General features: G+C 69.6%; 16 protein-coding genes and 1 pseudogene. 7 read left to right on the top strand and 10 right to left on the bottom strand.

Annotation, left to right across the window (positions count from 1 at the left end; translation table 11 throughout):
• Positions 1–71 precede the first annotated feature (71 nt).
• The 6 genes from OG747_RS27640 to OG747_RS27615 all read right to left on the bottom strand — a co-directional run bounded on the left by OG747_RS27640 (position 72) and on the right by OG747_RS27615 (position 6338).
• On the bottom strand, positions 72–857 hold the full coding sequence (locus tag OG747_RS27640; RefSeq protein ID WP_405882095.1) for an anti-sigma factor family protein: 786 nt from the start codon (positions 855–857) through the stop codon (positions 72–74).
• Between the two features lie 38 nt (positions 858–895).
• Entirely contained in the window at positions 896–1432 is a 537-nt protein-coding gene (locus OG747_RS27635; RefSeq protein WP_266652727.1) for a sigma-70 family RNA polymerase sigma factor, read from the bottom strand.
• A 234-nt stretch (positions 1433–1666) separates the two neighbouring features.
• On the bottom strand, positions 1667–2254 hold the full coding sequence (locus OG747_RS27630) for a CGNR zinc finger domain-containing protein (RefSeq protein ID WP_405882094.1): 588 nt from the start codon (positions 2252–2254) through the stop codon (positions 1667–1669).
• Positions 2255–2553: 299 nt separating this feature from the next.
• Entirely contained in the window at positions 2554–3714 is a 1161-nt protein-coding gene (locus OG747_RS27625; protein ID WP_405882093.1) for a uroporphyrinogen-III synthase, read from the bottom strand.
• A gap of 100 nt (positions 3715–3814) precedes the next feature.
• Positions 3815–5194, bottom strand: coding sequence for a nitrate/nitrite transporter (locus OG747_RS27620; protein WP_405882092.1), 1380 nt, complete (start codon positions 5192–5194; stop codon positions 3815–3817).
• Between the two features lie 121 nt (positions 5195–5315).
• The gene (locus tag OG747_RS27615) at positions 5316–6338 is read right to left on the bottom strand and encodes a LysR family transcriptional regulator (RefSeq protein ID WP_405882091.1); all 1023 of its coding nucleotides are present in this window, start codon (positions 6336–6338) and stop codon (positions 5316–5318) included.
• 83 nt (positions 6339–6421) lie between these two features.
• Here OG747_RS27615 and OG747_RS27610 point away from each other — a divergent pair, with 83 nt between their 5' ends.
• The 7 genes from OG747_RS27610 to OG747_RS27580 all read left to right on the top strand — a co-directional run bounded on the left by OG747_RS27610 (position 6422) and on the right by OG747_RS27580 (position 17302).
• The gene (locus tag OG747_RS27610) at positions 6422–7735 is read left to right on the top strand and encodes an MFS transporter (protein WP_405882090.1); all 1314 of its coding nucleotides are present in this window, start codon (positions 6422–6424) and stop codon (positions 7733–7735) included.
• A gap of 182 nt (positions 7736–7917) precedes the next feature.
• Positions 7918–9213, top strand: a complete 1296-nt coding sequence (locus tag OG747_RS27605) for an ABC transporter substrate-binding protein (protein ID WP_405882089.1) — start codon at positions 7918–7920, stop codon at positions 9211–9213.
• Complete coding sequence (locus OG747_RS27600) at positions 9210–10205, top strand: carbohydrate ABC transporter permease (RefSeq protein ID WP_405882088.1); 996 nt, start codon at positions 9210–9212, stop codon at positions 10203–10205. Before OG747_RS27605 ends, OG747_RS27600 begins: the two co-directional genes overlap by 4 nt.
• Positions 10202–11023, top strand: a complete 822-nt coding sequence (locus OG747_RS27595) for a carbohydrate ABC transporter permease (protein WP_405882087.1) — start codon at positions 10202–10204, stop codon at positions 11021–11023. The genes OG747_RS27600 and OG747_RS27595 overlap by 4 nt, the downstream gene beginning before the upstream one ends.
• Before the next feature lie 11 nt (positions 11024–11034).
• Entirely contained in the window at positions 11035–13353 is a 2319-nt protein-coding gene (yicI, locus tag OG747_RS27590) for an alpha-xylosidase (protein WP_405882086.1), read from the top strand.
• The gene (locus OG747_RS27585) at positions 13353–14366 is read left to right on the top strand and encodes a LacI family DNA-binding transcriptional regulator (RefSeq protein WP_405882085.1); all 1014 of its coding nucleotides are present in this window, start codon (positions 13353–13355) and stop codon (positions 14364–14366) included. The genes yicI and OG747_RS27585 overlap by 1 nt, the downstream gene beginning before the upstream one ends.
• 11 nt (positions 14367–14377) lie before the next feature.
• A complete protein-coding gene (locus OG747_RS27580; RefSeq protein ID WP_405882084.1) occupies positions 14378–17302 on the top strand; it encodes a glycoside hydrolase family 3 C-terminal domain-containing protein in 2925 nt (974 codons plus the stop codon).
• Between the two features lie 66 nt (positions 17303–17368).
• On the opposite strand, the gene OG747_RS27575 is transcribed toward OG747_RS27580, so the two are convergent.
• The 4 genes and pseudogenes from OG747_RS27575 to OG747_RS27560 form a co-directional block, all read right to left on the bottom strand.
• Entirely contained in the window at positions 17369–17728 is a 360-nt protein-coding gene (locus OG747_RS27575; protein WP_405882083.1) for a hypothetical protein, read from the bottom strand.
• A 298-nt stretch (positions 17729–18026) separates the two neighbouring features.
• The gene (locus tag OG747_RS27570) at positions 18027–18329 is read right to left on the bottom strand and encodes a hypothetical protein (protein ID WP_405882082.1); all 303 of its coding nucleotides are present in this window, start codon (positions 18327–18329) and stop codon (positions 18027–18029) included.
• A gap of 334 nt (positions 18330–18663) precedes the next feature.
• Positions 18664–19263 (bottom strand): hypothetical protein, encoded by a 600-nt coding sequence (locus OG747_RS27565; RefSeq protein WP_405882081.1) that lies wholly within the window; start codon positions 19261–19263, stop codon positions 18664–18666.
• Between the two features lie 13 nt (positions 19264–19276).
• A pseudogene (locus OG747_RS27560) lies at positions 19277–24083 on the bottom strand (RICIN domain-containing protein).
• Positions 24084–24451: the final 368 nt, after the last annotated feature.

Below are 24451 nucleotides of genomic sequence, written 5' to 3'. Positions count from 1 at the left end.
TGACGTGCTGGGCAGCCGTCAACCGTACGCGAAGGGGGCCCCGTGAGGCTACGTGCGCGCCCTGAGTTCGCTCACGCGTTCACCTCGACGAGCCGCTTCCCGTCGAAGGTCATGACTTCGAAGTGATCGATCTCGCTCGGGGCGAAGGCCGCGCCGCCGTGCACGTAGAGGGGGTTCTTCCCCTCTGCGGCCTTGGCGTTCGCAATGCCGTAACCCCACTTCGGAACCGCCCAGGAGGTCACCGTCTCACGCTCGCCGTTCTTGCCGACGGCGATCAGGGAGCACTTGAGCGGGCCCTTGACGTTCTTGAGCTGAAGGACGGCGTGGGTGCCCCAGTCCTTCTTCTCGATCGCGACGACGGCGTTGACCTTGGTGCTCGGGTCCGTGGCCGACTTCCTGTCCGTCATGACGTCGAAGGCGGCCTTGGCCGGACTGGTCGCCATCGCCACGGGCGGCGACGTACTGCTGTCGCTGCCACCGTTGACCGCCATCACCGTCAGCGGACCGCCGATGATCAGCGCGGCCGCGGCCGCCACCAGGTACATACCGCGTCGGCGCTTGATCGCGCGGCGCTCCGACACCTCGTCGACCAGCCGTTCCGCGAGCCGTGGGCTCGGGCGGAGGGACAGCGACTCGCCGATGGCCGGGGTGCCCTGGGAGGCGGGCAGATCCGCGAGCGCGGCGAGCATCGGTTCCATCCCGGCGAGCTCGTCGAGCTGCTGGCCGCACCACTCGCAGGTGGCGAGATGGCCCTCGAAGGCCGTCGCCTCGGCGTCGTCGAGGATGCCGAGGGCGTAGGCGCCGACGGTCTCGTGGATGTTGTCACCGGGGTTCTGTTGACCTCGTGGTCCCTGCATGGCTCCTGGACCGCCTGTTCCGTATCCCCCGTATGTGTTCATGCCGTCACCCCCCGCTCCTCCAGCGCCAGCTTCATCGACCGCAGGGCGTAGAACACCCGGGAGCGCACGGTGCCGCTGGGGATGCCGAGCGTCTCGGCCGCCTCATTGACCGTACGCCCTTTGAAGTACGTTTCGACCAGAACTTCCCTGTGAGCAGGGGTCAGGTCGTCCAGCGCGTCCGACAGTGTCATCAGCCACAACGCCTTGTCGATCTCGTCCTCCGCGGGGATGACCTCCAGCGGTGACGGGTCCACCTCCTGCGGCCGGGCCTGCCGGCTGCGGTGGCCGTCGATGACGATGCGCCGGGCGACCGTCACCAGCCAGGGTCGTACCGAACCGGTCGCACGATTGAGCTGACCGGCGTTCTTCCAGGCACGGATGAGTGTTTCCTGCACAACGTCCTCGGCACGCTGCCGATCCCCCGCGACCAGCCGCAGCACATACGCCAGCAAAGGACCTGCATGCTCCCGGTACAGCGCGCGCATCAGCTCCTCGTCGGGTTCGCTCGACGAAGCCGACGCAGACGGATTCATGCGATGTCGGGCCCTTGACCTTCGTTCATCAGCCACGGCGGAATCCTTGCGCACGCCTACCTCCGGTGTCCGGGGGATCCCCCAGTCGGTCGCTCATCCCGGGGTACGTGTGTGCGTGCGGATGCGTTCAAAGAGCTGGCACATATTTCTTGATGGAGTTGTGAAGATGTCGTCTTGATCACTGGGCGCGATCGGAAGATCACGTAGGGCTGAGATAAAGCCCGGAAAGTCCCTTCACGCGCGAGCGAGAGCCGCCCGGCGTCGGTGCCGGGCCACGCGCTCCCGGTTGCCGCACACCTCGCTGGAACACCATCGCCGGCGCCGCCCTCGGGAGGTGTCGAGATAGACGATCGGGCAGTTGTCCCCCTCGCACTGCCTGAGACTCGCGCGCGCCGCCGGGTCGGTGAGCAGTTCGAGGGCGTCGCGGGCGATGACGGCGAGCAGCCCGGGGCAGCCGGGCGGGGTGTGCAGCCGGCGCCGCAGCGAACCGTCGTCCGCGCGTACGACCCAGGGGGCGGGCGGGGCGGCGAGCGCGACGGCGTTGACGCGGGCGAGCGCGGCGTCGACGGGTCGCCCGTCCAGTTCACCGCGGACCAACTGGGCGATATCACCGCGTAGTTCGCGGAAGTCCACGAGCCAGGCGGTGTCGGCCGCCGCGAGCGGGGTGCCCGCGGGGACAAGTCCGGAGCGGATGATCCAGGCGCGCAGCTGGTCCACCGAGTCGAGCCGTTCCTCGGGGTGGGTGGTCGCCAGGAGGTCCAGGCAGATCCGCCCGGAGTCGAACCGCAGCTCGTACGAGGCCGCGGCCATGCCCGATGCCATGCCCGATGCCATGCGCCTGTCACCGCCTTGGGGTTACCGCCGTGAGGGGCCGGTAGGGGCCGTACCCCCTACAGTGCATGGCCGCGTGCGTGACCGGAAGACCCGGTACCGACCGGGCCGTGGACGACCGCGTACGGGGGCGCGCGCCCTGAGCCATGTCACCTGTGCCGGGGCGTCGGTTGACTGAGTCCCATGACAGACATCACAGGCCAAGGCCCAGCCATCACGGGCAAAGGCCGGGGGCGGCGTACGACCGCGCCGGCCCGTGCGCTGCTCCTGTACGGAAGGTTCGGCAGGCGTTACATGTCGGCGTACTTGGAGTCGGCGGCAGGGTCGAGCGCGAGCCGGTAGCCGCGCTTGACGACGGTCTGGATGAGCTTGGGCGCGCCGAGTGCCGTACGCAGCCGGGCCATGGCCGTCTCGACGGCGTGCTCGTCCCGCCCGGCTCCCGGCAGCGCGCGCAGCAGTTCGGCGCGCGCAACGACCCAGCCGGGGCGGCGTGACAGAGCCCGCAGGAGCGACATCCCGGCGGGCGGTACGGGCCGCAGCGCCCCGTCGACCATCACGGCGTGTCCGCGGATCTCGACCCGGTGGCCGGCGATCGGCAACGTGCGGGCGCGGCCGGGGAGTTCCTGGCAGAGCAGCTGGACGAGGGGGCCGAGCCGGAAGCGCTCGGGCTGGACGGTGTCGATGCCGTGCGCCTGCAAGGGGAGTGCGGTGACCGGGCCGACGCAGGCGGGCAGGACGTCGTGGTGGAGGGCAGCGAGGAGTTCGGGGAGCAGGCCGCGGTCCTCGGCGCGGGAGAGCAGGGAGGCGGCGGCGGGGGCGCTGGTGAAGGTGAGCGCGTCCAGGCCGCGGGTGACGGTGGCGTCGAGGAGCCGGTCGAGGGGCCCGAGGTCCTCCGGCGGCATCCACCGGTAGACGGGGACCCCCACGACCTCGGCTCCGGCGGCCCGTAGCGACTCCACGAACCCGGGCAGCGGCTCGCCGTGCAGTTGTACGGCGATACGGCGCCCCTCGACGCCCTCCTCCAGGAGCCGGTCGAGCACCTCGGCCATGGACTCGGAGGACGGCGACCACTCCTCGGTCAGCCCCTGGGCCCGTATGGCGCCCTTGACCTTGGGTCCGCGTGCGAGCAGCTCCACTTCGCGCAGCCGCCCGAGCAGGGCCTCGCCGAGCCCCCAGCCGTCGGCGGCCTCGATCCAGCCGCGGAACCCGATGGCGGTGGTGGCCACCACGATGTCCGGCGCCCGGTCGATGAGTTCCTTGGTGGCGGCGAGCAGTTCGCTGTCGTCGGCGAGCGGCACGATACGCAGGGCGGGCGCGTGCTGGACGGCGGCGCCGCGCCGCTGGAGCAGTGCCCCGAGTTCGTCGGCCCGACGCGCGGCCGTCACGCCCACGGTGAACCCCGCGAGGGGGCCGTGGTCCTGCCGGGCCGGCCGCTGCTCTTCGTCGTCCATGGCTCTCGTCTCGCGCTGGGGTCTTTGTGCACCTACGGCTGACCGAGCCTGTCAACGCCCCGTGACAGGCTCGGTTCCGCTTGATGTCACCCGTGTTACGTCAGACCTCGACGTAGCTGAGCTGCGGCTTCGCCTCTGCGGCAGTGGTGGTCCGGGTCTGGGTGGCGGGGCCGCGAAGGTATACGGCCCAGGTGACCAGGAAGCACACCGCGTAGAAGGCGAGGAAGGCCACGAAGGCGCCGGTGCCGGAGCCGTAGGAGAGGAAGGACTGCCGGAAGGCGAGGTTGATGCCGACGCCGCCGAGCGCGCCGACCGCACCGATGAGGCCCATGGAGGCGCCGGACAGCCGCCGCCCGTAGGAGGCAGCTTCCTCCCCTTCCAGTCCCTTGGCGACGGCCTTGGCCTGGAAGATGCCGGGGATCATCTTGTACGTCGAGCCGTTGCCGAGGCCGGTGAGCACGAACAGCGCGATGAACGCGACGGTGAACAGCGGCAGCGACTTCTGGGTGGAGGCGACGACGATGACACCGGTCGCGCCGGCCATGGCGACGAAGTTCCACAGCGTGATGCGGGCGCCGCCGTAGCGGTCGGCGAGCCAGCCGCCCACGGGCCGGATCAGCGAGCCGAGCAGCGGGCCGATGAAGGTGACGTACGCGGCCTGCAGGGGCGTGCGTCCGAACTCGTTCTGCAGCACCTGTCCGAAGGCGAAGCTGTAGCCGATGAACGATCCGAAGGTGCCGATGTAGAGGAAGGACATGATCCAGGTGTGCACGTCCTTCGCGGCGTCCTTGGCGGCGCCGGTGTCGTTCTTCACGGACGCGATGTTGTCCATGTAGACGGCGGCGAGCACGGCGGCGACGACGATGAGCGGGATGTAGATCCCCAGCAGGACCCTCGGACCGCCGTTCGCGCCGATGATCGCGAGCGCCACGAGCTGGATGACGGGCACGCCGATGTTGCCGCCGCCGGCGTTCAGTCCGAGCGCCCAGCCCTTCTTCTTCAGCGGGAAGAAGGCGTTGATGTTGGTCATGCTGGAGGCGAAGTTGCCACCGCCGATACCGGCGAGCAGGCCGACCAGCAGGAAGGTGTTGAACGAGGTCCCGGGCTTCATCACCACGAACGCGGCGACGCTCGGGATGAGCAGCAGGCTCGCCGAGACGATGGTCCAGTTCCGGCCACCGAAGATCGCGACAGCGAAGGTGTACGGCACCCGCACCACCGCCCCGACCAGCGTCACCATCGAGGTGAGCATGAACTTGTCGGCCGGGGTGAGCCCGTACTCGGGCCCCATGAACAGGACCATCACCGACCACATGGTCCAGATCGAGAACCCGATGTGCTCGGAGAGCACGGAGAAGAGCAGATTCCGCCGGGCGACCTTCTCACCCGTCTCTTTCCAGAAGGTCTCGTTCTCCGGATCCCACTCCTGGATCCAGCGGCCTCCCCTGCTCTGTGCGGGGGCTGTACTAGGGGCTGTCATGACGCCTCCACGGTTCTCCGGTGCGGTGCCCAGGTGTCGTACAACGACTGGCTGAGTCCCGAAGGTAGGGAGGACGCGTTTCCGGTCTGTGGCTGTGAGTGACCGGAAAGGAACGTTGCTCTCACGAGAGCGCGGGGGCGACGGTGAGGTGGCGGTGCTCTCCCTGCCCCATTCCCATAAGCTCCTCGTCCGCGGCCGGGAGCCACCCCCCGGCGGGACGCCGCAACCACCCCTCCTCCGACGCCAGTTCCCCCGCGGCGCGTCGAAGCGCATCGATTCCGGGATGCGTCAGCCCCTTGCGCCACACCAGCGACACCGGTGACAGCGGGACGGGGTCGATCAGCGGCCTGCGTACGGTGCCGGGCATGGCCGGGAAGTCCACCACCGCGAGGACGGGGTTCCGCTTCTTGGTCATGATCCGCCGGAACTCCTCGGCGCCGACGGCCACCGGCGCGGGCGGCGCGAGCTCGATGCCGCGCCCCGCGAAAAGCTGACACGCCAGGTCGGTCCACTCCCGCGTCCGCGGATTTCCCGCACCGGCGTACACGGTCTCGCCCGCGAGCGCCTCCAGCGGCACCGCGTCCAGCGCGGCCAGGCGGTGGTCCTCGGGCAGGACCACGGTCATCGGCTCGTACCGTACGGGCTGCTGTTCGAGCCGGGCCCGGACCGCCGGTTCGAGCCCCGCGAACCGCCCGAACGACGCGTCCAGGCGCCCCGCGAGCAGCTCCCCCGCCGCGCCGGTGAGCCCGCTCTCGAAGCGGGCCATCAGCTCGCAGTCGGGGGCGAGCGCGCGGGCCCGATCGAGAACCCGGCCGGAGGCCAGCCCCGGGGAATTGACGTCGACGAGCAGCGGTCGCTCCGGCCCGCCCCCCGCGAACGCGGACAGCAGCGCGTCCTGCGCCTCCAGCACCCGCCGCGCATACGGCAGCAGCCGTTCGCCGTCCACCGTCAGCGCCACCTGCCGGGTCGTCCGCACGAACAGCTCCGCCCCGAGTTCGCGCTCCAGCCGCCGGATGTCCCGGCTCAACGCCTGCTGGGCTACGTACAGCCGGGCGGCGGCCCGCGTGAAGTGCAACTCCTCGGCGACGGCGAGGAAGGCGCGGAGGAGACGGGGGTCGAGATGGTGGTGGAGAGGGGCGGGCATCACGCGAACTTACAACGCAGGTGCGTCAATGGCCACGGAGTAAGTGTTGGACCGTCCACCCCACACCCGGCGACGGTTGATCCATGCCGCAACAGCCCTCCGAGCAGACGTTCCTGCCCCTGCTCACCGTCACCGGCGACAGCCTGGTGATCGCCGACTTCCACCCACGCCGCCAGAAGGCCCCGCACCGCCGGACAACCCCGTATCGCCGGACAACCCCGTACCACCGTCTCTTCGCCGTCCCCGGCGCCCGCGCCTTCACGATCGGGAATCTGCTCGCCCGACTGCCCATGGGCATGTTCAGCGTCAGCGCGGTGATCATGATCGCCGGGTCGCGCGGCTCGTACGCGCTCGCCGGTGCCGTGACGGCGACGGGACTCGCGGCGACCGCGCTGGTCGCCCCCTGGACCGCACGGCTGGTCGACCGCCACGGCCAGGCCCGGATCGCCGTGCCTGCCACGGCCTTCGCCCTGCTGGGAAGCCTGGCGCTGCTGTTGTGCGTGCGCTTCGGGGCGCCGGACTGGACCCTGTTCGCCGCGGAAGCCGCCACGGCCACCACCCCCAACACGGGCGGTATGTCCCGTGCCCGCTGGGCTCACCTCCTCCGGGACGATCCGGCCGCCGCGCACACCGCGAACTCCTTCGAACAGGCCGCGGACGAGCTCTGTTTCATGCTGGGCCCGGTACTGGCGGCCTTCCTGTGCGGCGCGTTCTTCCCGGAGGCGGGCACGCTCGTCGGCGCCGTCCTGCTGATGACCGGCGTCCTCGTCTTCGCCGCCCAGCGCTCGACGGAACCCCCGCCCCACCCACGTACGACGACCTCCAAGTCCCCCGCCCTGGCCCCCGGAATGCCGCCCCTCCTCCTCTGTTTCCTCGCCACCGGCGCCGTGTTCGGCTCGATGGAGGTCGTCACGATCGCATTCGCGGACGCACAGGGCCACCGGTCGGCGGCGGGCGTGGTGCTCGCCCTGCAGGCGGCCGGCTCGTGCACGGCGGGGCTGCTGTACGGGGCACGGAAACCGGCCGGTCCGGCCGCGCGTCGCTATCCGCTGTGCCTCGCCGCCATGACCGTCCTGATGGCCCTGCCCCTGCTCGCGGCCTGGCTGACCGGCTCGCTCCTGGCACTGGCGGGCGCGTTGCTGATCGCCGGAATGGCGACCGCCCCGACCATGGTCACCGGCATGACGCTCCTGCAACAGCGCACGCCCGAGGGCCGGTTGAACGAGGGCATGACCCTCGGGGTGACGGGCCTGCTCGGCGGGATCGCCTGCGGCTCGGCGACCGGGGGCTGGGTGGTCGAACACGTCTCGGCGACGGCGGGGTACGGGGTGCCGGTCGCGGCGGCGGGGACCGCGCTCGCCCTCTCGTTCGCGGGGGCACGACTCACAGGTCAATGACAGCGTCCGCCCCGTCGAACAGCCGCCAATCCCTCTGCCCCAATTCCCGCGCACCCCATTGACGCGTCCACAGCTCCCCCCTACCTTCCCCCGTCGAAGCGCTTCGACGTCACGCATCGAAACGATTCGACGAACGCTGCGTGACGGTCCCGAAATTCATCCAACTCCCTTGGAGGCAATGGATGTTGACGACACAAAGGCGTGTGGTGGCGACGGCGGCGGTGGCCCTGGCGGGCTCCCTGCTGTTGGCGTCCTGCGGCGGCTCGGACAGTGGTTCGTCGGACGGCAAGACGCTGAAGCTGTGGCACTACGAAGGGCCGGACAGCGCGATGGGTGTGGCCTGGAACGAGGCCATCAAGGAGTTCGAGGCGAAACACCCGGGCGTGAAGGTGAAGTTCGAGGAGAAGGGCTTCGAACAGATCCAGAAGACGGCTCCGATGGTCCTGAACTCCAACGACGCGCCCGACATCATGGAGTACAACAAGGGCAACGCGACGGCCGGTCTGCTGTCGAAACAGGGCCTGCTGTCGGACCTGACCGCCGAGGCGACGAAACGCGGCTGGGACAAGAAGCTCAGCGCGGGCGTGCGCACCACCAGCCAGTACGACTCCAACGGGGTCATGGGCTCCGGCAAGTGGTACGGCGTGCCCAACTACGCCGAGTACACGATGGTGTTCTACAACAAGGACCTCTTCAAGAAGTACGGCATCGCGCAGCCCACCACCCTCGACGAGCTCACCGCCGCCATGGACACGTTCGTGGCGAAGGGCATCACCCCACTGGCGAACGCGGGCGCCGAGTACATGGCGCAGCAGTACCTCTACCAGCTGGCGCTGTCCAAGGCCGACCGGTCGTGGGTCGACTCGTACGAGCTCTACAAGGGCAAGACCGACTTCCACGACGCCGCCTGGACGTACGCCGCCGAGACCTTCGCCGACTGGGTGAAGAAGGGCTACATCAGCAAGAAGTCCAGCGGGACGAAGGCCGAGGACGCGGGCGTCTCCTTCATCCAGGGCAAGAGCCCGATCCTGTTCAGCGGCAGCTGGTGGTACGGGCGCTTCAAGACGGAGAACAAGTTCGACTGGGGCACCTTCCTGTGGCCGGGCAGCAACCTCACGCTCGGCTCCGGCGGCAACATCTGGGTCGTCCCCAAGGGCGCCAAGAACAAGGACCTCGCCTACGACTTCATCGACATCACCATGTCGCAGAAGATCCAGAACCTGCTGGGCAACAAGGGCGGCGTCCCGGTGGCCGCCGACACCGCCGCCATCACCGACCCGCAGGCCAAGACCCTCATCGCCGACTTCAACACCCTCTCCGGCAAGGACGGGCTGGCCTTCTACCCCGACTGGCCGGTCGCCGGCTTCTACGACGTCCTCGTCTCCGAGACACAGAAGCTGATCACGGGGAGCGAGAAACCGGACGCCTATCTGAGCGCGCTGCAGTCGGCGTACGACAAGGGCGCGCCGAAGACATGACGGTCACCGTCGAACGGGGACGGGGACGGGGACGGGGCGGCCGGGTCGTCCGCGCGCACCACCGGCACCACGGCCGTACGACGCAACCGCGCCGCCCCCACACCTCCTACGCCCTCTTCCTGCTCCCCGGCGTCCTCGCCTTCCTCGCCGTCATCGTCGTGCCGTTCCTGATGAACACCGGCGTGAGCTTCACCGACTGGCAGGGCGTCGGCTCCCCGAAGTGGTCGGGGCTCGCCAACTACCGCGAGCTGATGGACGACTCCGAGTTCTGGGCGTCCTTCCGGCACAGCCTCTTCATGGTCGTCGCCATGGCCGCCGTACCGACGGTCCTCGGCCTCGTCCTGGCCGCCGCCCTCTTCGACTTCGTCGGCAAGCATTTCGGCACGAAGACCGCCGCCGTCCTGCGCGCCTGCTTCTACCTCCCCCAGGTCCTGCCCATCGCCGTCGCCGGAATCGTCTGGAGCTGGATCCTCGCCCCCGACAACGGCTCCCTCAACGAACTCCTGAAGGCCGTCGGACTCGGGTCCTGGCAGCAGGACTGGCTCGGCGACCCCGACGTCGCCCTCTACAGCGTCATGGGCGTGATGGTGTGGGTGCAGATCGGCTTCCCGCTCGTCATCTTCATGGCGGGGCTGCAACGCGTGGACCCGCAGCTGTACGAGGCGGCGGAGCTGGACGGCGCCGGCTGGTGGCGCCGCTTCTGGCACATCACGCTGCCGCAGATCCGCCCGGAGATCTACGTCGTCCTCCTCTGGTGCACGATCGCCGCGCTCAAGGTGTTCGGCGCGGTGTACGTCCTCACGAAGGGCGGCCCCGGCGGCGCGACCGACGTGCCCTCCTACTTCTCCTTCACCACCTTCTTCGAGAAGACCCAGGTCGGCTACGGCGCCGCGATCTCCACCGTGCTGACCGTGATCATCCTCGTACTCGCCCTGATCGGCCTGAAGCTCCAGACCCGCGCCGAGGACGCCGAGGAAGGACTCCGCGCATGACCGCCGTACGCCGCTACCCCGTCCTCGTGGCCCTGATCATCGCGGCCCTGTTCATGGTGCTGCCCTTCGGCATCGTCGCCATCAACGCGGTCAAGTCCCCCGCCGAGTACTCGTCGAACGGGCCCCTCAGCCTTCCCCACGGCCTCTACCTCGACGGCCTCAAGGACTTCTGGCAGCGCGTCGACTACGGCCAGAAGCTGATCAACTCGATCCTGATCTCCGGCTCGGTGGCGATCGGCGCCGCGATCCTGTCCGTCCTGAACGCGTACGCGATCGGTATCGGCCGTATCAAGGGCCGCACCTGGGTCCTCGCCTTCTTCGTGCTGGCGAACATGCTGCCGCAGGAGGCGCTGGTCTACCCGATCTACTACCTGAGCAAGCAGGCGGGCCTCTACGACACCCGGCTCAGCGTGATCATCGTCTTCACGGTCGTCCAGGCGGCCTTCGGCACGTATCTGCTCTCCTCCGTCCTCGGCCAGTTCCCGCGCGAGATCATCGAGGCCGCCCGGATCGACGGGGCGAACAAGTGGCAGGTGCTGTGGCGGATCGTCGTCCCGGTCAGCCGCCCCACCATCGGCGTGCTCCTGGTCTTCTTCTTCATCTGGACCTGGAACGAGTTCCTGCTGCCACTGGTCATGCTGATCTCCAACGACAACCAGACGGTGTCGGTGGCGCTCGGCGTCCTGCAGGGCCAGCGCCTGATGGACGCGACCATGACCAACGCGGCGGCCCTCCTCGGCGTCCTGCCCGCGATCGTCTTCTTCCTCGTCTTCCAGCGGACGCTGACCCGCGGCATCGCCGTGGGCGCGGTCAAGTAAGGGGTGGGTGCGTGAAGTTCACCGACGGCTACTGGCTGCTGCGCGAGGGCGTCATCGCGGCCCACCCGGTCGAGGTTCTCGACGTCAGCGCGTCAGAGGGAACCCTCGACATCCACGCGCCGACCCAGCCCATCCGCCACCGCGGCGACCTGCTGAAGGGACCGGTCGTGACGATCAGCGCGCACGCGCCGATGCCGGACGTCATCGGCGTCACGTTCACGCACTTCGAGGGCGAGGAACCGCGCGGCCCCCGGTTCGAACTCCACCGGAGCGTCCGGGGGTCCGGGGGATGTCCCCCGGAAAAGCACAGCACCCCCACCGTGGAGTACGACGACGAGCACACGACCCTCACCGCGGGCGCCCTGTCCGTCCGGGTCGCCCGCACCACCCCCTGGCACGTCGACTTCCTCGCGCACGGCCGCACCCTCACCACCAGCGGCCCCAAGGGCATGGGCATCATGCGGGACGCGACCGGCGCCCACTATCTGCGCGAACAGCTCACCCTCGGCGTCGGCACCCAGGTCTACGGCCTCGGCGAGCGCTTCGGCCCGCTCGTCAAGAACGGCCAGGTCGTGGACATGTGGAACGCCGACGGAGGCACGGCGACGGAACAGGCGTACAAGAACGTCCCCTTCTATCTGACGGACGCGGGCTACGGCGTCTTCGTCGACCACCCGGGCCGGGTCTCCTTCGAGGTCGGCTCGGAGGCGGTGTCGAGGGTCCAGTTCAGCGCCGAGACACAACAACTGACGTACTACGTCATCCACGGCCCGACCCCGAAGGACATCCTGCGCAAGTACACCGAGCTCACCGGCCGCCCGGCCCTCCCGCCCGCCTGGTCGTTCGGCCTGTGGCTCTCGACGTCCTTCACCACCTCCTACGACGAGGCCACCGTCACCTCCTTCATCGACGGCATGCGGGAGCGCGAACTCCCTCTCTCCGTCTTCCACTTCGACTGCTTCTGGATGCGCGAGTTCAACTGGTGCGACTTCCAGTGGGACCCACGGGTGTTCCCGGACCCGGAAGGCATGCTGACCCGGCTGAAGGAGAAGGGCCTGCACATCTGCGTCTGGATCAACCCGTACATCGCGCAGCGCTCCCCGCTCTTCGCGGAGGGCAAGGCCCTCGGCCATCTGCTCAGGAAGCCCGACGGCAGTGTGTGGCAGTGGGACCTGTGGCAGCCGGGCATGGCGCTGGTCGACTTCACCAGCCCGGCGGCCCGTGACTGGTACGCGTCGAAACTGGAGGCGCTGCTGGCCCAGGGCGTCGACTGCTTCAAGACCGACTTCGGCGAGCGGGTCCCGGTCGACGTGGCGTACGCCGACGGCGCCGACCCGGAGCGGATGCACAACTACTACACGTACCTCTACAACCGGACCGTCTTCGACGTGCTGCGCAAGGACCGGGGCGAGGCGGAGGCCGTCGTGTTCGCGCGCTCGGCGACGACCGGGAGCCAGCAGTTCCCGGTGCACTGGGGTGGCGACTGCGAGGCCACCTACGAGTCGATGGCCGAGTCGCTGCGCGGCGGACTGAGCCTCGGGATGTCAGGCTTCGGGTTCTGGAGCCATGACATCGGCGGCTTCGAGGGAACGCCGACACCGTCGCTGTTCAAGCGCTGGATCGCCTTCGGGCTGCTGTCCTCCCACAGCCGGCTGCACGGCTCGTCCTCGTACCGCGTGCCGTGGCTGTTCGACGAGGAGGCCGTGGACGTCCTGCGGCTGTTCACCCGGCTGAAGCTCTGCCTCATGCCCTATCTGTACGAGACCGCCCGCGCCGCCCACGCGGAGGGCGTCCCGATGATGCGGGCGATGGTCCTCGAATTCCCCGACGATCCGGGGTGCACGCACCTGGAACGGCAGTACATGCTCGGCCCGGACCTGCTGGTCGCGCCCGTCTTCAGCGACGAGGGAGACGTCTCCTACTACGTCCCGGACGGCACCTGGACCCACTTCCTCAGCGGGCGCACGGTGACCGGTCCGCGCTGGGTGCGCGAGCGGCACGGCTTCCTGAGCGTGCCGCTGCTGGTACGGCCGGGTTCGGTGATTCCGGTGGGCGCGGTGGACGACCGGCCCGACTACGTCTACGCCGACGGGGTCACCCTGCGCGCGTACGGCTTGGAGCGCGGCGCCCAGGTCACGGTGCCGGTGGGCGGGGTGACCTTCACGGTCGTCCGCGAGGGGAACACCCTGCGGGCCTCGTCCAGTGATCCGGCGGCGCCGTGGGGGCTGGCGGCGGGCGGACGCGAGGTGCGGGCGAAGGCGGGAACGGGGTTCTTGTCCTTGGAACTGGAACTGGAACTGGGACCGGGACCGGAGCTGGAGTCCGAGTGATGGTGAAGATCACTGATGTGGCGCGGCACGCCGGGGTCTCCCCCAGCACCGTGTCCTACGCCCTCAGCGGCAAGCGCCCGATCTCCGAGGAGACCCGGCAGCGCATCGAGGCCAGCATCCGCGAGCTGGGCTACCGGCCGCACGCCGGTGCGCGGGCGCTGGCCAGCAGCCGGTCCAACGTCCTGGCGCTGGTGGTGCCGCTGCGGGCGGGCATCCACGTGCCGGTGGTGATGCAGTTCGCGGTGTCGGTGGTGACGGCGGCGCGGCAACACGATCACGATGTCCTGCTGCTGACGCAGGAGGAGGGCGAGGAGGGACTGCGGCGGGTCGCGGACACCGCGCTCGTGGACGCGCTGATCGTGATGGACGTCCAGCTCCACGACCCCCGGCTGCCGCTGCTGCGCGCCCTGGACCGCCCCTCGGTCCTCATCGGATTCCCTTCCCGGCCCGCCGGGCTGACCTGCATCGACCTCGACTTCAAGGCGGCGGGCGAGCTGTGCGTGGAGCGGCTGGCGGGGCTCGGGCACCGGGTCGTGGCGCTGGTCGGGTCGCCGCCCGAGGTGTACGTACGGGGGACGGCGTTCGCCCAGCGCGTGGTGGAGGGCTTCACCGCCGCCGCCGACCGCAACGGGCTGGCGTCCTCCGTCCACCCCTGCGAGGCCTCACCCGCGGCCGCCCGCCGGGTCGCGGAACAGCTCCTGCGCGAGCAGCCGGCGCTGACCGGCGTCGTCGTGCACAACGAGCCGATCCTCGAACCGCTGATCGACGCCTTCGAGCAACTGGGTCTACGGGTCCCCGTCGACCTCTCCGTCACCGCCATCTGCCCGGACGAGCTCGCCGAGAACGTCGTCGTCCCCGTCACCTCCATCGCCATCCCGTCCACCGAGGTGGGCGCGCGGGCGGTGGACCTGCTGATCAAGAAGCTGGGCGGCGCCGACGTACCCGAGGCCACGCTCCTCGCACCCCGGCTGACGGAACGCGCGAGCACCGCACCGCGCACGCTGACCCCTTAAGGAGCCGCGACATGAAAGGCAAGAGAAGCAAGAGAAGACAGAGAGCCACCCTCGGTACCCTCGTCCTGGCGCTCGCGCTGATCGCCGGTCTGGGAGCCACCGTTCCCGCGGGGGCGGACGATCCCGCGTACGCCTTCCGCAACCCGCGCCTGCCCGTCGCCGAACGCGTGAACGACCTGGTCGGGAGGTTGACGCTCGACGAGAAGATCTCCCTCCTGCACCAGTACGAGCCCGCGATCCCCCGCCTCGGCATCCAGTCGTTCCGGACCGGCACCGAGGCCCTGCACGGCGTCGCGTGGCTGGGCAAGGCGACGGTCTTCCCCCAGGCCGTCGGACTGGCATCCACCTGGGACCCGGCGCTGATCGAGCAGGTCGGCTCGGCGGTCGGCGACGAGGCGCGCGGCTTCCAGCAGGAACGCCCCGACGGCTGGGGCCTGAATCTGTGGGCGCCCGTGGTGAACCTGCTGCGCGACCCGCGCTGGGGACGCAACGAGGAGGGCTACTCCGAGGACCCGTACCTCACCGGCTCGATCTCCACGGCGTACGGCGAGGGCCTGACCGGCGGCGACCCCGACCACCTCAAGACGGCCCCCACCCTCAAGCACTACCTCGCCAACAACAACGAGGTGAACCGCACGACCACGTCCTCGGACCTGCGCCCCCGCGTCCAGCACGAGTACGACGAGGCGGCCTTCAGACCGGCCGTCGAGGCGGATGCGACGACGGGCGTGATGGCGTCGTACAACCTGGTCAACGGGCGCCCCGACACGGTGAACCCGGATCTGAACGACGTCGTACGGACGTGGACCTCCCGGGATCTTCTGAACGCCACCGATGCCTTCGCCCCCGGCAACCTGCTCCCCGGCGCCCAGAACTACTACGACACCCTCGCCGAGGGCGACGCGGCGGCGCTCAAGGCCGGCATCGACAGTTTCACGGACAACAACGGCGACTCCGCCCCGACCACGACGGCAGTCACGTCGGCTCTGTCCCAAGGCCTGTTGAAGGAGTCGGACGTCGACACGGCCGTCTCCCACATCCTCGCCATCCGCGTTCGGCTCGGCGAATTCGACCCGAACGGCGGCAAGTACGGGTCCATCGACAAGTCCGTCATCAACAGTCCGGCCCACCAGAAGCTGGCGCGCAAGGCCGCCGCCGAGGCAGCAGTACTGCTGAAAAACTCGATGACACTTCCGCTGAAAGTGTCATCGAAAAATGTGGCGGTTGTCGGACCCCTCGCCGACACCCTCTACACCGACTGGTACTCGGGCACCCTGCCGTACGCGGTCACCCCCGCGCAGGGCATCGCGGCGAAGATCGGCACGTCGGTGGCGAGCAGCGAGGGCGTCGACCGCATCGCACTGAAAGACACGGCGACGGGGCGGTACGTGACCGCGGGGACGTCGGACACCGGAGCGGCCCTGAAGGAAAGCACGGACACAGGGATCGCGACCCAATTCGACGCGTTCGACTGGGGCTCGGGCATCGTGACCCTGCGCTCGGCCGCCAACGGCAAGTACGTCGGCTATAACTGGTCGAACTTCGTCAACGACCAGGTCCAGCCGAACGGTTGGTACGTCCAGCAGCAGTTCAAGCTGGAACAACAGGACGACGGCACATACCTCCTGCGCTACGCCGGATACGAGACCGCCGAGTCCTGGTGGTCGAACCCGGTCTACCTCGGCCCGACGGGCCCCGACGGCACCCTGGGCCTGGTCGAGAAGTCGGGGGCCGCCCACTACTCCAAGGACGTCGCCCGCAGCGGCGTCGACGAGGCGGTGGCCGCGGTCAAAGGCAAGGACACGGCGGTGGTCGTGGTCGGCTCGATGCCGTCGATCAACGGCCGCGAGGCCCATGACCGTACGGACATGGGCCTGGCCCCGTCGCAGGAAGCCCTGGTCAAGGCGGTGCACGCGGCCAACCCGAAGACGGTCGTGATCGTCGAGAACAGCTACCCCACCACCCTCGGCGCCCTCCAGAAAGAGGTCCCGGCCCTCCTGTGGACCACCCACGCGGGCCAGGAGACGGGCGACGCGCTCGCCGACGTCCTGTACGGAGACACCAACCCCGCAGGCCGCCTCACCCAGACCTGGTACCAATCGACATCGGACCTCCCGTCGATCCTCGACTACGACATCATCAAGTCCGACCGCACGTACCAGTACTTCAACGGGCAGCCGCTCTACCCCTTCGGCTACGGCCTCTCGTACACGTCGTTCCGCTACGGCTCGCTGCAGCGCGTGGACGGCGGCTACGAGGTGGCGGTCACGAACACCGGCCGCCGCGCCGGCGACGAGGTCGTACAGCTCTACACCCACCAGCGCGTCTCCCGCGACAAGCAGCCGCTGAAGCAGTTGAAGGCGTACGCGCGAGTGTCGTTGCGGCCGGGCGAGACGAAGACGGTGCGGCTGAAGCTGCGTACGAAGGACCTCGCGCACTGGGACGTCACGCGCTCGAAGTGGGTGGTGGAGAGCGGCACGTACGACGTCCTGGTGGGCGCCTCCTCGTCCGACATCCGCACCCGTACGACGCTGAGGGCGCAGGGCGAGACCATCCCGCCCCGTGACCTGTCGAAGGTCACCCGTGCCGAGAACTTCGACGACTACGCGAACGTACGGCTGGTCGACGAATCGAAGGCGCGCGGCACAGCGGTGGCTTCCGGCGGCGACGGGGCCTGGCTGAAGTTCGCGGACGCCCAACTGGGTGCGGGCGCGACGGAGTTCGGCGCACGAGTCGCGGGCGCGTCCGGCACGGTCGAGGTCCGGCTCGGCTCCCCGACCGGCCCGCTCGCCGGCACCGCTCGTACGGACGGCACGTCATCGCCGTACGCCTACACGACGGTGACCACCGCCCTGTCCGGCGCGGCGAAGGGCCGTACGGACGTGTACCTGGTGCTGAGCGGGGGTGTGCGGCTGTCCACGTTCAGGCTGCGCTGAGACGGACACGGCAAGGGCGCTCCTCCGCGCGGGAGGGGCGCCCTCGGGCCGGTCCGGTCGGTCGGGTCAGCCGGCCTCGACCAGGTGTTCCACGTCCGAGACGTGGTACTCGCCGTACCCGAACCGCTCGCCGATCGCCTGGTACCGGTCGTACTGCTCCTGTGTGAGCGGCACGAACAGCGTGTTCAGGACCCGGAGGAACAACCGGAACCCGAGATCGGGATCGATCTGGGTGACGACGTGTTCCAGCGCGTCCATGACGTCCGTGGCCGGAACGGGATGCCAGTGGGGGCTGACGGCCTGGGCCGCCACCGCGGGCACTGTCTCCCGGACTTCCCGCAGCACCGTGTCCGTGAGTTCGGTGCGGGCGGGGGCCACGACGGGGGTGTACTCGGGGGCGACGTCCGTCAGCCGCTCCGGGCACACGTCCGCGATCAGCCGAAGCCGGTCCCGCCCATCTGACCCTGGTGGCCACGCTGGCGGACAAGTGGGGTGCCGAACCCCGCCCCTTCGGCATGGGCTAGACGGTCTGGTTCGAACTACAGGCTCCCTGTCCGCACCCGCCAGCACCGTGGGCGCAAGGAGCACACAATGAAGGAGCCTCACCTAACCACCCGGCCTGATCACGGCCAGGAGCTCATCCCTCGCCCAAAGCGAACCCCGACCTGGCCGCAGCCGAGGCGGAGGCCCAGCGGGCGGTGTCCGCATGACACCGGACCGGCGGTCAGGTCGCCGACTCGGCGGTCCGCGCGGCTCGGCGCAAGCGCAGCAGGGCTGTGAGGGAGCGGATCCGCCAAGCGGTGAAGCCGAGGATGACGACGCCGGTGAGGGTCGGAATCTTCCAACTGCCGGAGCCGTTGCGGGTCGCGGTGTGGTCGCCGGAGCTGTCGACGAGTGCGGGCAGGGTGCCCTCGGCGGGGCGGGTCTCGATGACCCCGTCGACGGCGACGCTGCTGATGCTGACGGTGTGGTCGGTAGCGGCGAACGAGCCCTCGCAGGCCCAGCCGTCCTGCCACAGGTCGCTCAAGCCGCCGGTCGCGGGCGTGCACTCGGTGACGGTGACCGTGCCGGGGACGCCGGTCGCCTCGGCATAGGCCTACAGGGCACCGTGCACGGCCAGGAACAGCCCGAAGAGAAGCCCGACGACGGCGAAGGATATCTCGCGGGGCAGCAGAGGGAGGAAACGGAGCAGGAGCACGGGCAGGTGGGTCCTTTGCGGGGTCAGTCATCGGGTCAGTAGGAATTCACCGGATCACAGACTCGTACCGGTGTGGGGGCGCAGAGTGGGGCCCGCACTCGGGTGAGTGCGGGCCCCTGTGGTGCGTTCAGCCGTCGGCCGGCGGTCGCACCGGTGGCGGCGGCTACTCCTCGACCAGGAAGTCGACGGAGTCCACCACGAACTCGCCGTAGAGGAGGGCCGATCCGATGGTCTCCATCCTCGTGTACTGCTCCGGAGACAGCGACCCACCTGGGGCGTTCAGGATGGCCCTCAGCAGCACACGGAACGCCAGGTCCGGAGTGCAGTGGCGAGCGCAGTCGACGAGCGCCTCGCGCACCTCGGCGGCCAGAAACTCCGCCCGCTCGATCTCAGCGATGACGGCGTCCCGGCACGCCCAGCCGTCCTCCGTGTCGGCTCCGGTAAGCGGGCGTACGTCCGCCTTCGCGGCCAGCCGGGCATCACACAGGCCGATGACCGTCCGCGTCCACTCCGCTCCTGAGGTCCCCTCGAAGCTCGCCATGTACTGCGCTCCGGCGTTCCACAGCACCTCGAGCGTCTCCGAAGGGAGGTTGTCGAGGAGTGTCCGTGCATCGCGGCGGACTGCCAGTGCCAGCTCGTCGGCCGATTCCGAGAGGTGTTTCGCCACGATGTCGGCGGCTGTGTCCCCGTCATGAGTCCCGTCCTGGTGGAAGAAACTCATCACCCATGAGACACCAAAATCGAATGCGGTGAAGCGCTCCACTGCCTGCCACTCCTTACTTTGGAAAGCACGTTTGCACGTAGTAGCCGTACTTGTGCTTGTCGGGCGCCCTCACGATCTTGATGGTGAACCCGTTGCCCGCGGCCTTCTCGGTCCCGTTCGCGTAGTACACCTTGCCGAGGGAGGAGTCCTTCGGTCCGAAAGTACCGCTCCAGGTCAGCTCGTTCGACTTCTTCTCCCGGAGCCACTTGGTGATCTTGCCGGCCTTGTCCTTCAGCGCGAAGTCGACGATCTCCTGTGCCGTCTCCTGGTTGACCCACACGCTGTTGGGCGTGTCCACACCGAGTTTCTCCGTCTTCGCCTTGGCCAGGTCCACCGCCTCCTCCTTCTCCGGGCGCACGTGCTCATCGAGGGTGTGCGCCTGGCCGGGGAACTTCTGCTCGTCGAACACGAGGTCGTTGCAGTTGTGGACCAGGACCGGAGTGGCGCCCGCCACGGCGTAGAAGGTGTGCAGGCCCGACACGGTCAGGTCGTACACGGTCCGGGGCGTGGCCTCGTGCCGGTCGAGCAGCGCAGCCACGGTGCGGAGGGTTCCGTCCGGGCTGCGCAGGCCGTCTCCGGACCGCAGGTCGGACGCCAGGGTCCAGCCGCGGCCGGCCACGAAGAACCGGTGTCCGGGCGTGCTGGTGAGGCGCCCGCCGTCCGCCAGGGCGACGTCGACCAGGTCGACGGCGGTGTGGTGGAAGGTACGCGTGACCGGCTCGCCCTGCGTCTGTCCGGTCGCCGGATCGGCGGCCAGCAGCAGGTCACCGGCCCGCACGTCACGAAGTGCCTTGCGGCTGCCATCGGCCAGGACCACCTCGGTGCTGCCGGGGAAGCTGTTGACCGGGCAAGCCGTGCGCGCCTCCTCGTAGACGTTCGCGCTCCGCTCGATCTCGGCGAGCGTGCGGGCGTCCACGTCCAGTGCCCTCAGCGCCTTCATGGCGTCGGAGACTCCGACCCCGGTGCGCATGGCGGCGTCCACGGCCCGGATCGCCTCGGTGATCTTCGCGATCGGCCCGCCGAGCGGAAGCCAGGTGGCGGCCCAGGCGCAGTCGCCGTAGCTGCCGCTGCCGTCGCCGTTGAACTTGTGGTAGCAGCCGGTGAAGTCGCCGATGATCGACTCGTAGATGCCCTTCCAGACGTCCTTGGTCATCTCCCACGCGGAGACCTTGACCGTCTTGGTCAGATTCGGGAACGTCTGCGTCTTGAGGAAGACCGTGTCCTCGGCCGGGCAGCCGGCCTCCGTGGCGGGCACGTCCGGGTTGGTGCACAGGTAGTAGCTGACCACCGCGTCGAAGTGCGCGACGAACACCAACGTGTTGCAGTCCAGACCGTGGCACTCGTTGGGGAGCTGTTCCGGCTCTCCGTGCTGCTTGATGTCGTCGATGACGGAGAACACGCCTCCGACACCGGTCGCCGCACCCGCCTGCACCTGCTTGTTCGCATCGTTCTGCTGTGCCTGTTCGGCGGCCTCCTGCGCCGAGTCCGCGTACTTCTGCGCGTCCTTGGCCGCGTCCTCGGCCGCCGTGGCATCGGCATCCGCGCGGTCGGCCGCCGAACGGGCGTCCTTCGCCGCCTGTTCGGCCTCGGACGCTGCCGTACGGGCGGCCTCGGCATCCAGGGCCGCCTGGTCGGCGGAGTCGCGGGCGTCCTTCGCGTAACCCTCGGCGCGGCCGGCGGCATTGTCGGCGGCGTCGGCGTCGGTGGTGGCCTGCTGGTCGTACTCGATGGTGCGGGCCAGTGACTTCTGCGCGTCCGCCGCGGCTTGTGCCGCCTCGGCGGCGTAACCGAGCGCCTCCTTCGCCGACTTGCGGGCGTCCGCCGCGTGTCCGGCGGCCTCGGCGGCGATCGTGTAGGCAGCCTTGGCGTCCCCCGGTCGCCGCATTCGCGACGCTCGCGGCCTGTTCGGCGTTCTTCTGCGCGTTGGCGGCGTGCGCCTCGGCGACGGCCTGCTGCTGTTCGGCGATCGTCTTCGACGCCTGACCCGTCAGGACGGCGAGGCCCGCGGCGGAGTCGGCGGTGACGTACGGGGAGCCTAGCTGGATCGCGTCGTTGGCCGGGGCCGCGACCTGCTGCGCCGAGACGCCGGCGTCCTCCGCCGCCTGCGCGGTCGTATAGGCGTGACCGGCGGCGTCGGCCGCTCCCGCGACCGCCTTGACCGCCTCGGCCTGGGCCGCGTCGGCCTGCTTCCTGGAGTCGGCGGCGCTCTTGTCGGCGTCGTCGGCCAGCTTGACCGCGGTGCGTGCGGCCGTGGCGGAGTCCTGGGAGGCCTTGATGGCATCCGCCGCCGCACTGGTCGCCGTCCGCGCCGCGGCGTCCGCCTTCAGCTTGGCCGCCTGCGCGGCGTCGGCGTCGGAACGGGCCCGCTTGGCCGCGGCCTCGGCGCGCGTCGCCGCCGCGTCGGCGTCGGCCGCCGCCTTGGTCGCCGCGTCCGCCTCGGAGCGGGCCGAGCTCGCGGCCGCCTCCGAGTCGTCGGCGGCCTTGTCCGCGTCGTCCGCCGCCGCCCGCGATGCCGTGGCGTCGTCGGCGGAGTCGTGGGCGTCGGCGTAGGCGTCCTTGGCGTCGGCCTTCGCGCGGGCGGCGTTCGCCTTGTTCTCGGCGTCCCAGGCGTCGTCGCGCTTGCCCTTCGCCCTGTCCCGGGCTGCTTCGGCGTCCTTGCGCTTGTCCCTGGCGGTGGACTCGGACGCTTCCGCCTTGTCCTGGGCGTCCTTGGCCGTGGTCGCGTAGCCCTCGGCGTTCTTCTTGTGCTCCGCGGCCTCGGACTGCTTCTGCGCGGCGGTCGCCTTCTCCGCCTTCGCCGTGGCCTCCTCCGCCTCCGCCGCGAGCCGCTTGGCGTGCACGGTGGCGGCCGCCGCCTTCGCGTCGGCCTCGGCCTTCTGCGTCTCGGCGAGCTTGGTCCTGGCGGTGTCGCGGGCGTCCTTCGCGTTCTTCGCCTGTACGGCGGCGGCATCGGCGGCGGCCTTCGCCTGCGCGTTGGCCTCCTGCGCCGCGGCCGTGCGGAACGCGGCCTTCGAGGCGGCGGCCTGTGTCACGGCGCGGGCGGCGATGGTCGCGCTGTCCCCGGCGGCGGCGCGGGTGGCGGCGTACGCGGTGTCGCCGGCATTGGAGAGCGCGTCGAGCGCGGCTGCGGACGCCTTCGTGACCTGTGCCTTCTGCTGTCCTACCAGCAGAGCGCGGCCCCTGGGGGCGCCCGCCTTGTCGGCGATGGCGTACGCGGCCTGCTCGGCGGTGTCCGTGGAGGTGGCGGCCTTCTTTGCCGCGGCGGCCTGAGCCTTGAGCAGGTCGAGCTGCTTCTTTGCCTCGGTCTGAGCGTCCGTGATGCCCTTCTTGGCCTTGTCGAACTGGGCCTTGGTCGGGTAGTCCAGCTTGTCGGTGCCGTTGTGGCCGGACGGCACGATGTCGAACTTCTGCGGATCGGTGCCGTTGCAGTCCCACATCCACGCGTCGCGGCCGTTGTCGTAGGCGTGCAGGTCGAGGCAGTTGCCGACGCCCGAGTTGTACAGACGCGTGGTCCCGTGCGTGTCGTACTCCCACTTCTGGACGCCGCTTTGGTTGCACGTCCAGATCTGCACCACGGTGCCGTTGGCGGTATCGGAGCTCTTCACGTCCAGGCACTTGCCGGAGTTGACGTTGACCAGCGCGTCATCACGGATCTCCCACTGCTGGGCAGCGGAGCCGTTGCAGGTGTAGAGCTGCACCGGTGTGCCGTTGTCCTTCTTGGACCCCTGCACGTCGAGGCACTTGCCGGACGCGGCGTGGATGTGCACGACCATCGGGCTGTCGCCGATCCAGCCGGGACCGCCGGGGGACCACCAGTCCTGCCAGCGGGTCAGGTGGTCGGCAAGCCACGACTGCCCGAGCAACTCCCCGAGCGCCTTGGCGCCGGCCTCGAGCGCCTTGGTGGCGTCACGGTTGGCGTTCAGGATCTGGTTTCTCTGCGTGGCCTGCCCGGTGATCTCTTGCTGCCACTCGGCGGACGCGGCGGCGACCTCCTTGCCGAGGACCTTGTCCGGGTCGGCCGGGGTGCGCCAGGCGCAGGCGGCGAAGCGGGTCTTGAGGTCCTCGACCGCGAGGCGGAACTCCAGGCCGCCGGGTTCGGGCGCGGTGCGCGGGAAACCGCCGAAGGAGAGGAAGAGACGGGCGTTGTCCGCGCCGAGAGGCTCAAAGGAGTTTTCCGTCAGACTCTGCCACGCCTCGTGCTCGTCGGTGCGCATTTGCCGTTCGGAGCCGGGAACCGACGAGTCCGGATACTTCCCGTACAACGGAGTACCGAGATCCTTGACGGCTTTCACCGTGGCATCGTCGGCCCGCGGGGTCGAGTCCTCGTAGAAGCCGTCCTCGGTCAGCCACATGCGCTTGCCGACCCACGGACCCAGGCCGGTCTGGTCAAAGAAGTCCTTTTCTCCAGAGCCGATGCCCGGTGGCCATTCGAAGTCGGCGACGCTCTTGAATCCGCCGGGGTAGGGCAGACCGGAGATCTCCCAGTCGCGGATGTGGTCGCTGAGCGCCGACCCTTCCTTTTCGGCGGCGTCCCTGTCCTGCTCGAACGCATTGGACAGCGGAGTGTCGTTCCAGTACTGCCGGTCCGCCGCCGCATGAAGCTTGTCCGGCGCCCGGTTCAGCGCGTCCTGCGCAAGGTTGAACATGCCTGGCCCGCCCAGCCGCAGCACCCCGGCCATCAGGCACTGGTCCTGGCGGAGCTGCTCGGCCGCCTTGGCGTCGAAGCCGTCGTAGCTGTCCGCCACGGGGCTGGCGTCGCCCGCGTTCCGGTCGAGCAGAGCGGGCTGGACGGCCACTCCGCTCAGTACGGCCACGGCCACCGCGGAGGTGGTGACGGAGGTGAGGAATCAGGATTTACGTGATCTAGGCATGAACCGTGATCTGGATCTGGGTGTGAAGGACCCTGGTCTTGGGCGCAAAGAAGCATTCCTTCATCGCAAGGAGGGCAGGCGGGGACGCCCGCCCGAAGGGGCGGAGGAGATGCGTGAAGGTCAGCCCGCTGTCTCGGTAAGGAGGCAGGGGCGGCAGACACAGACACAGGTCGAGGCCCAGGCCGAGGCCCAGCCAGAGCCACAGGCGCTCCTGGCCGAAACGGCATGCGTGATGAGCCGGTATCGCGGCATAACGGTCTTTCCCTCCCCGTGGCGACGGTGTTCCCCCGGCCGCCCATGGACACGCGCGTTGGCTG

Origin of the sequence: Streptomyces sp. NBC_01384, assembly GCF_045040035.1 — a bacterium.
In the GTDB taxonomy this organism is placed as follows: Bacteria; Actinomycetota; Actinomycetes; order Streptomycetales; family Streptomycetaceae; genus Streptomyces.
Note: the sequence above shows the minus strand (reverse complement) of the source record. Positions and strands in the feature narration are given on the sequence as shown.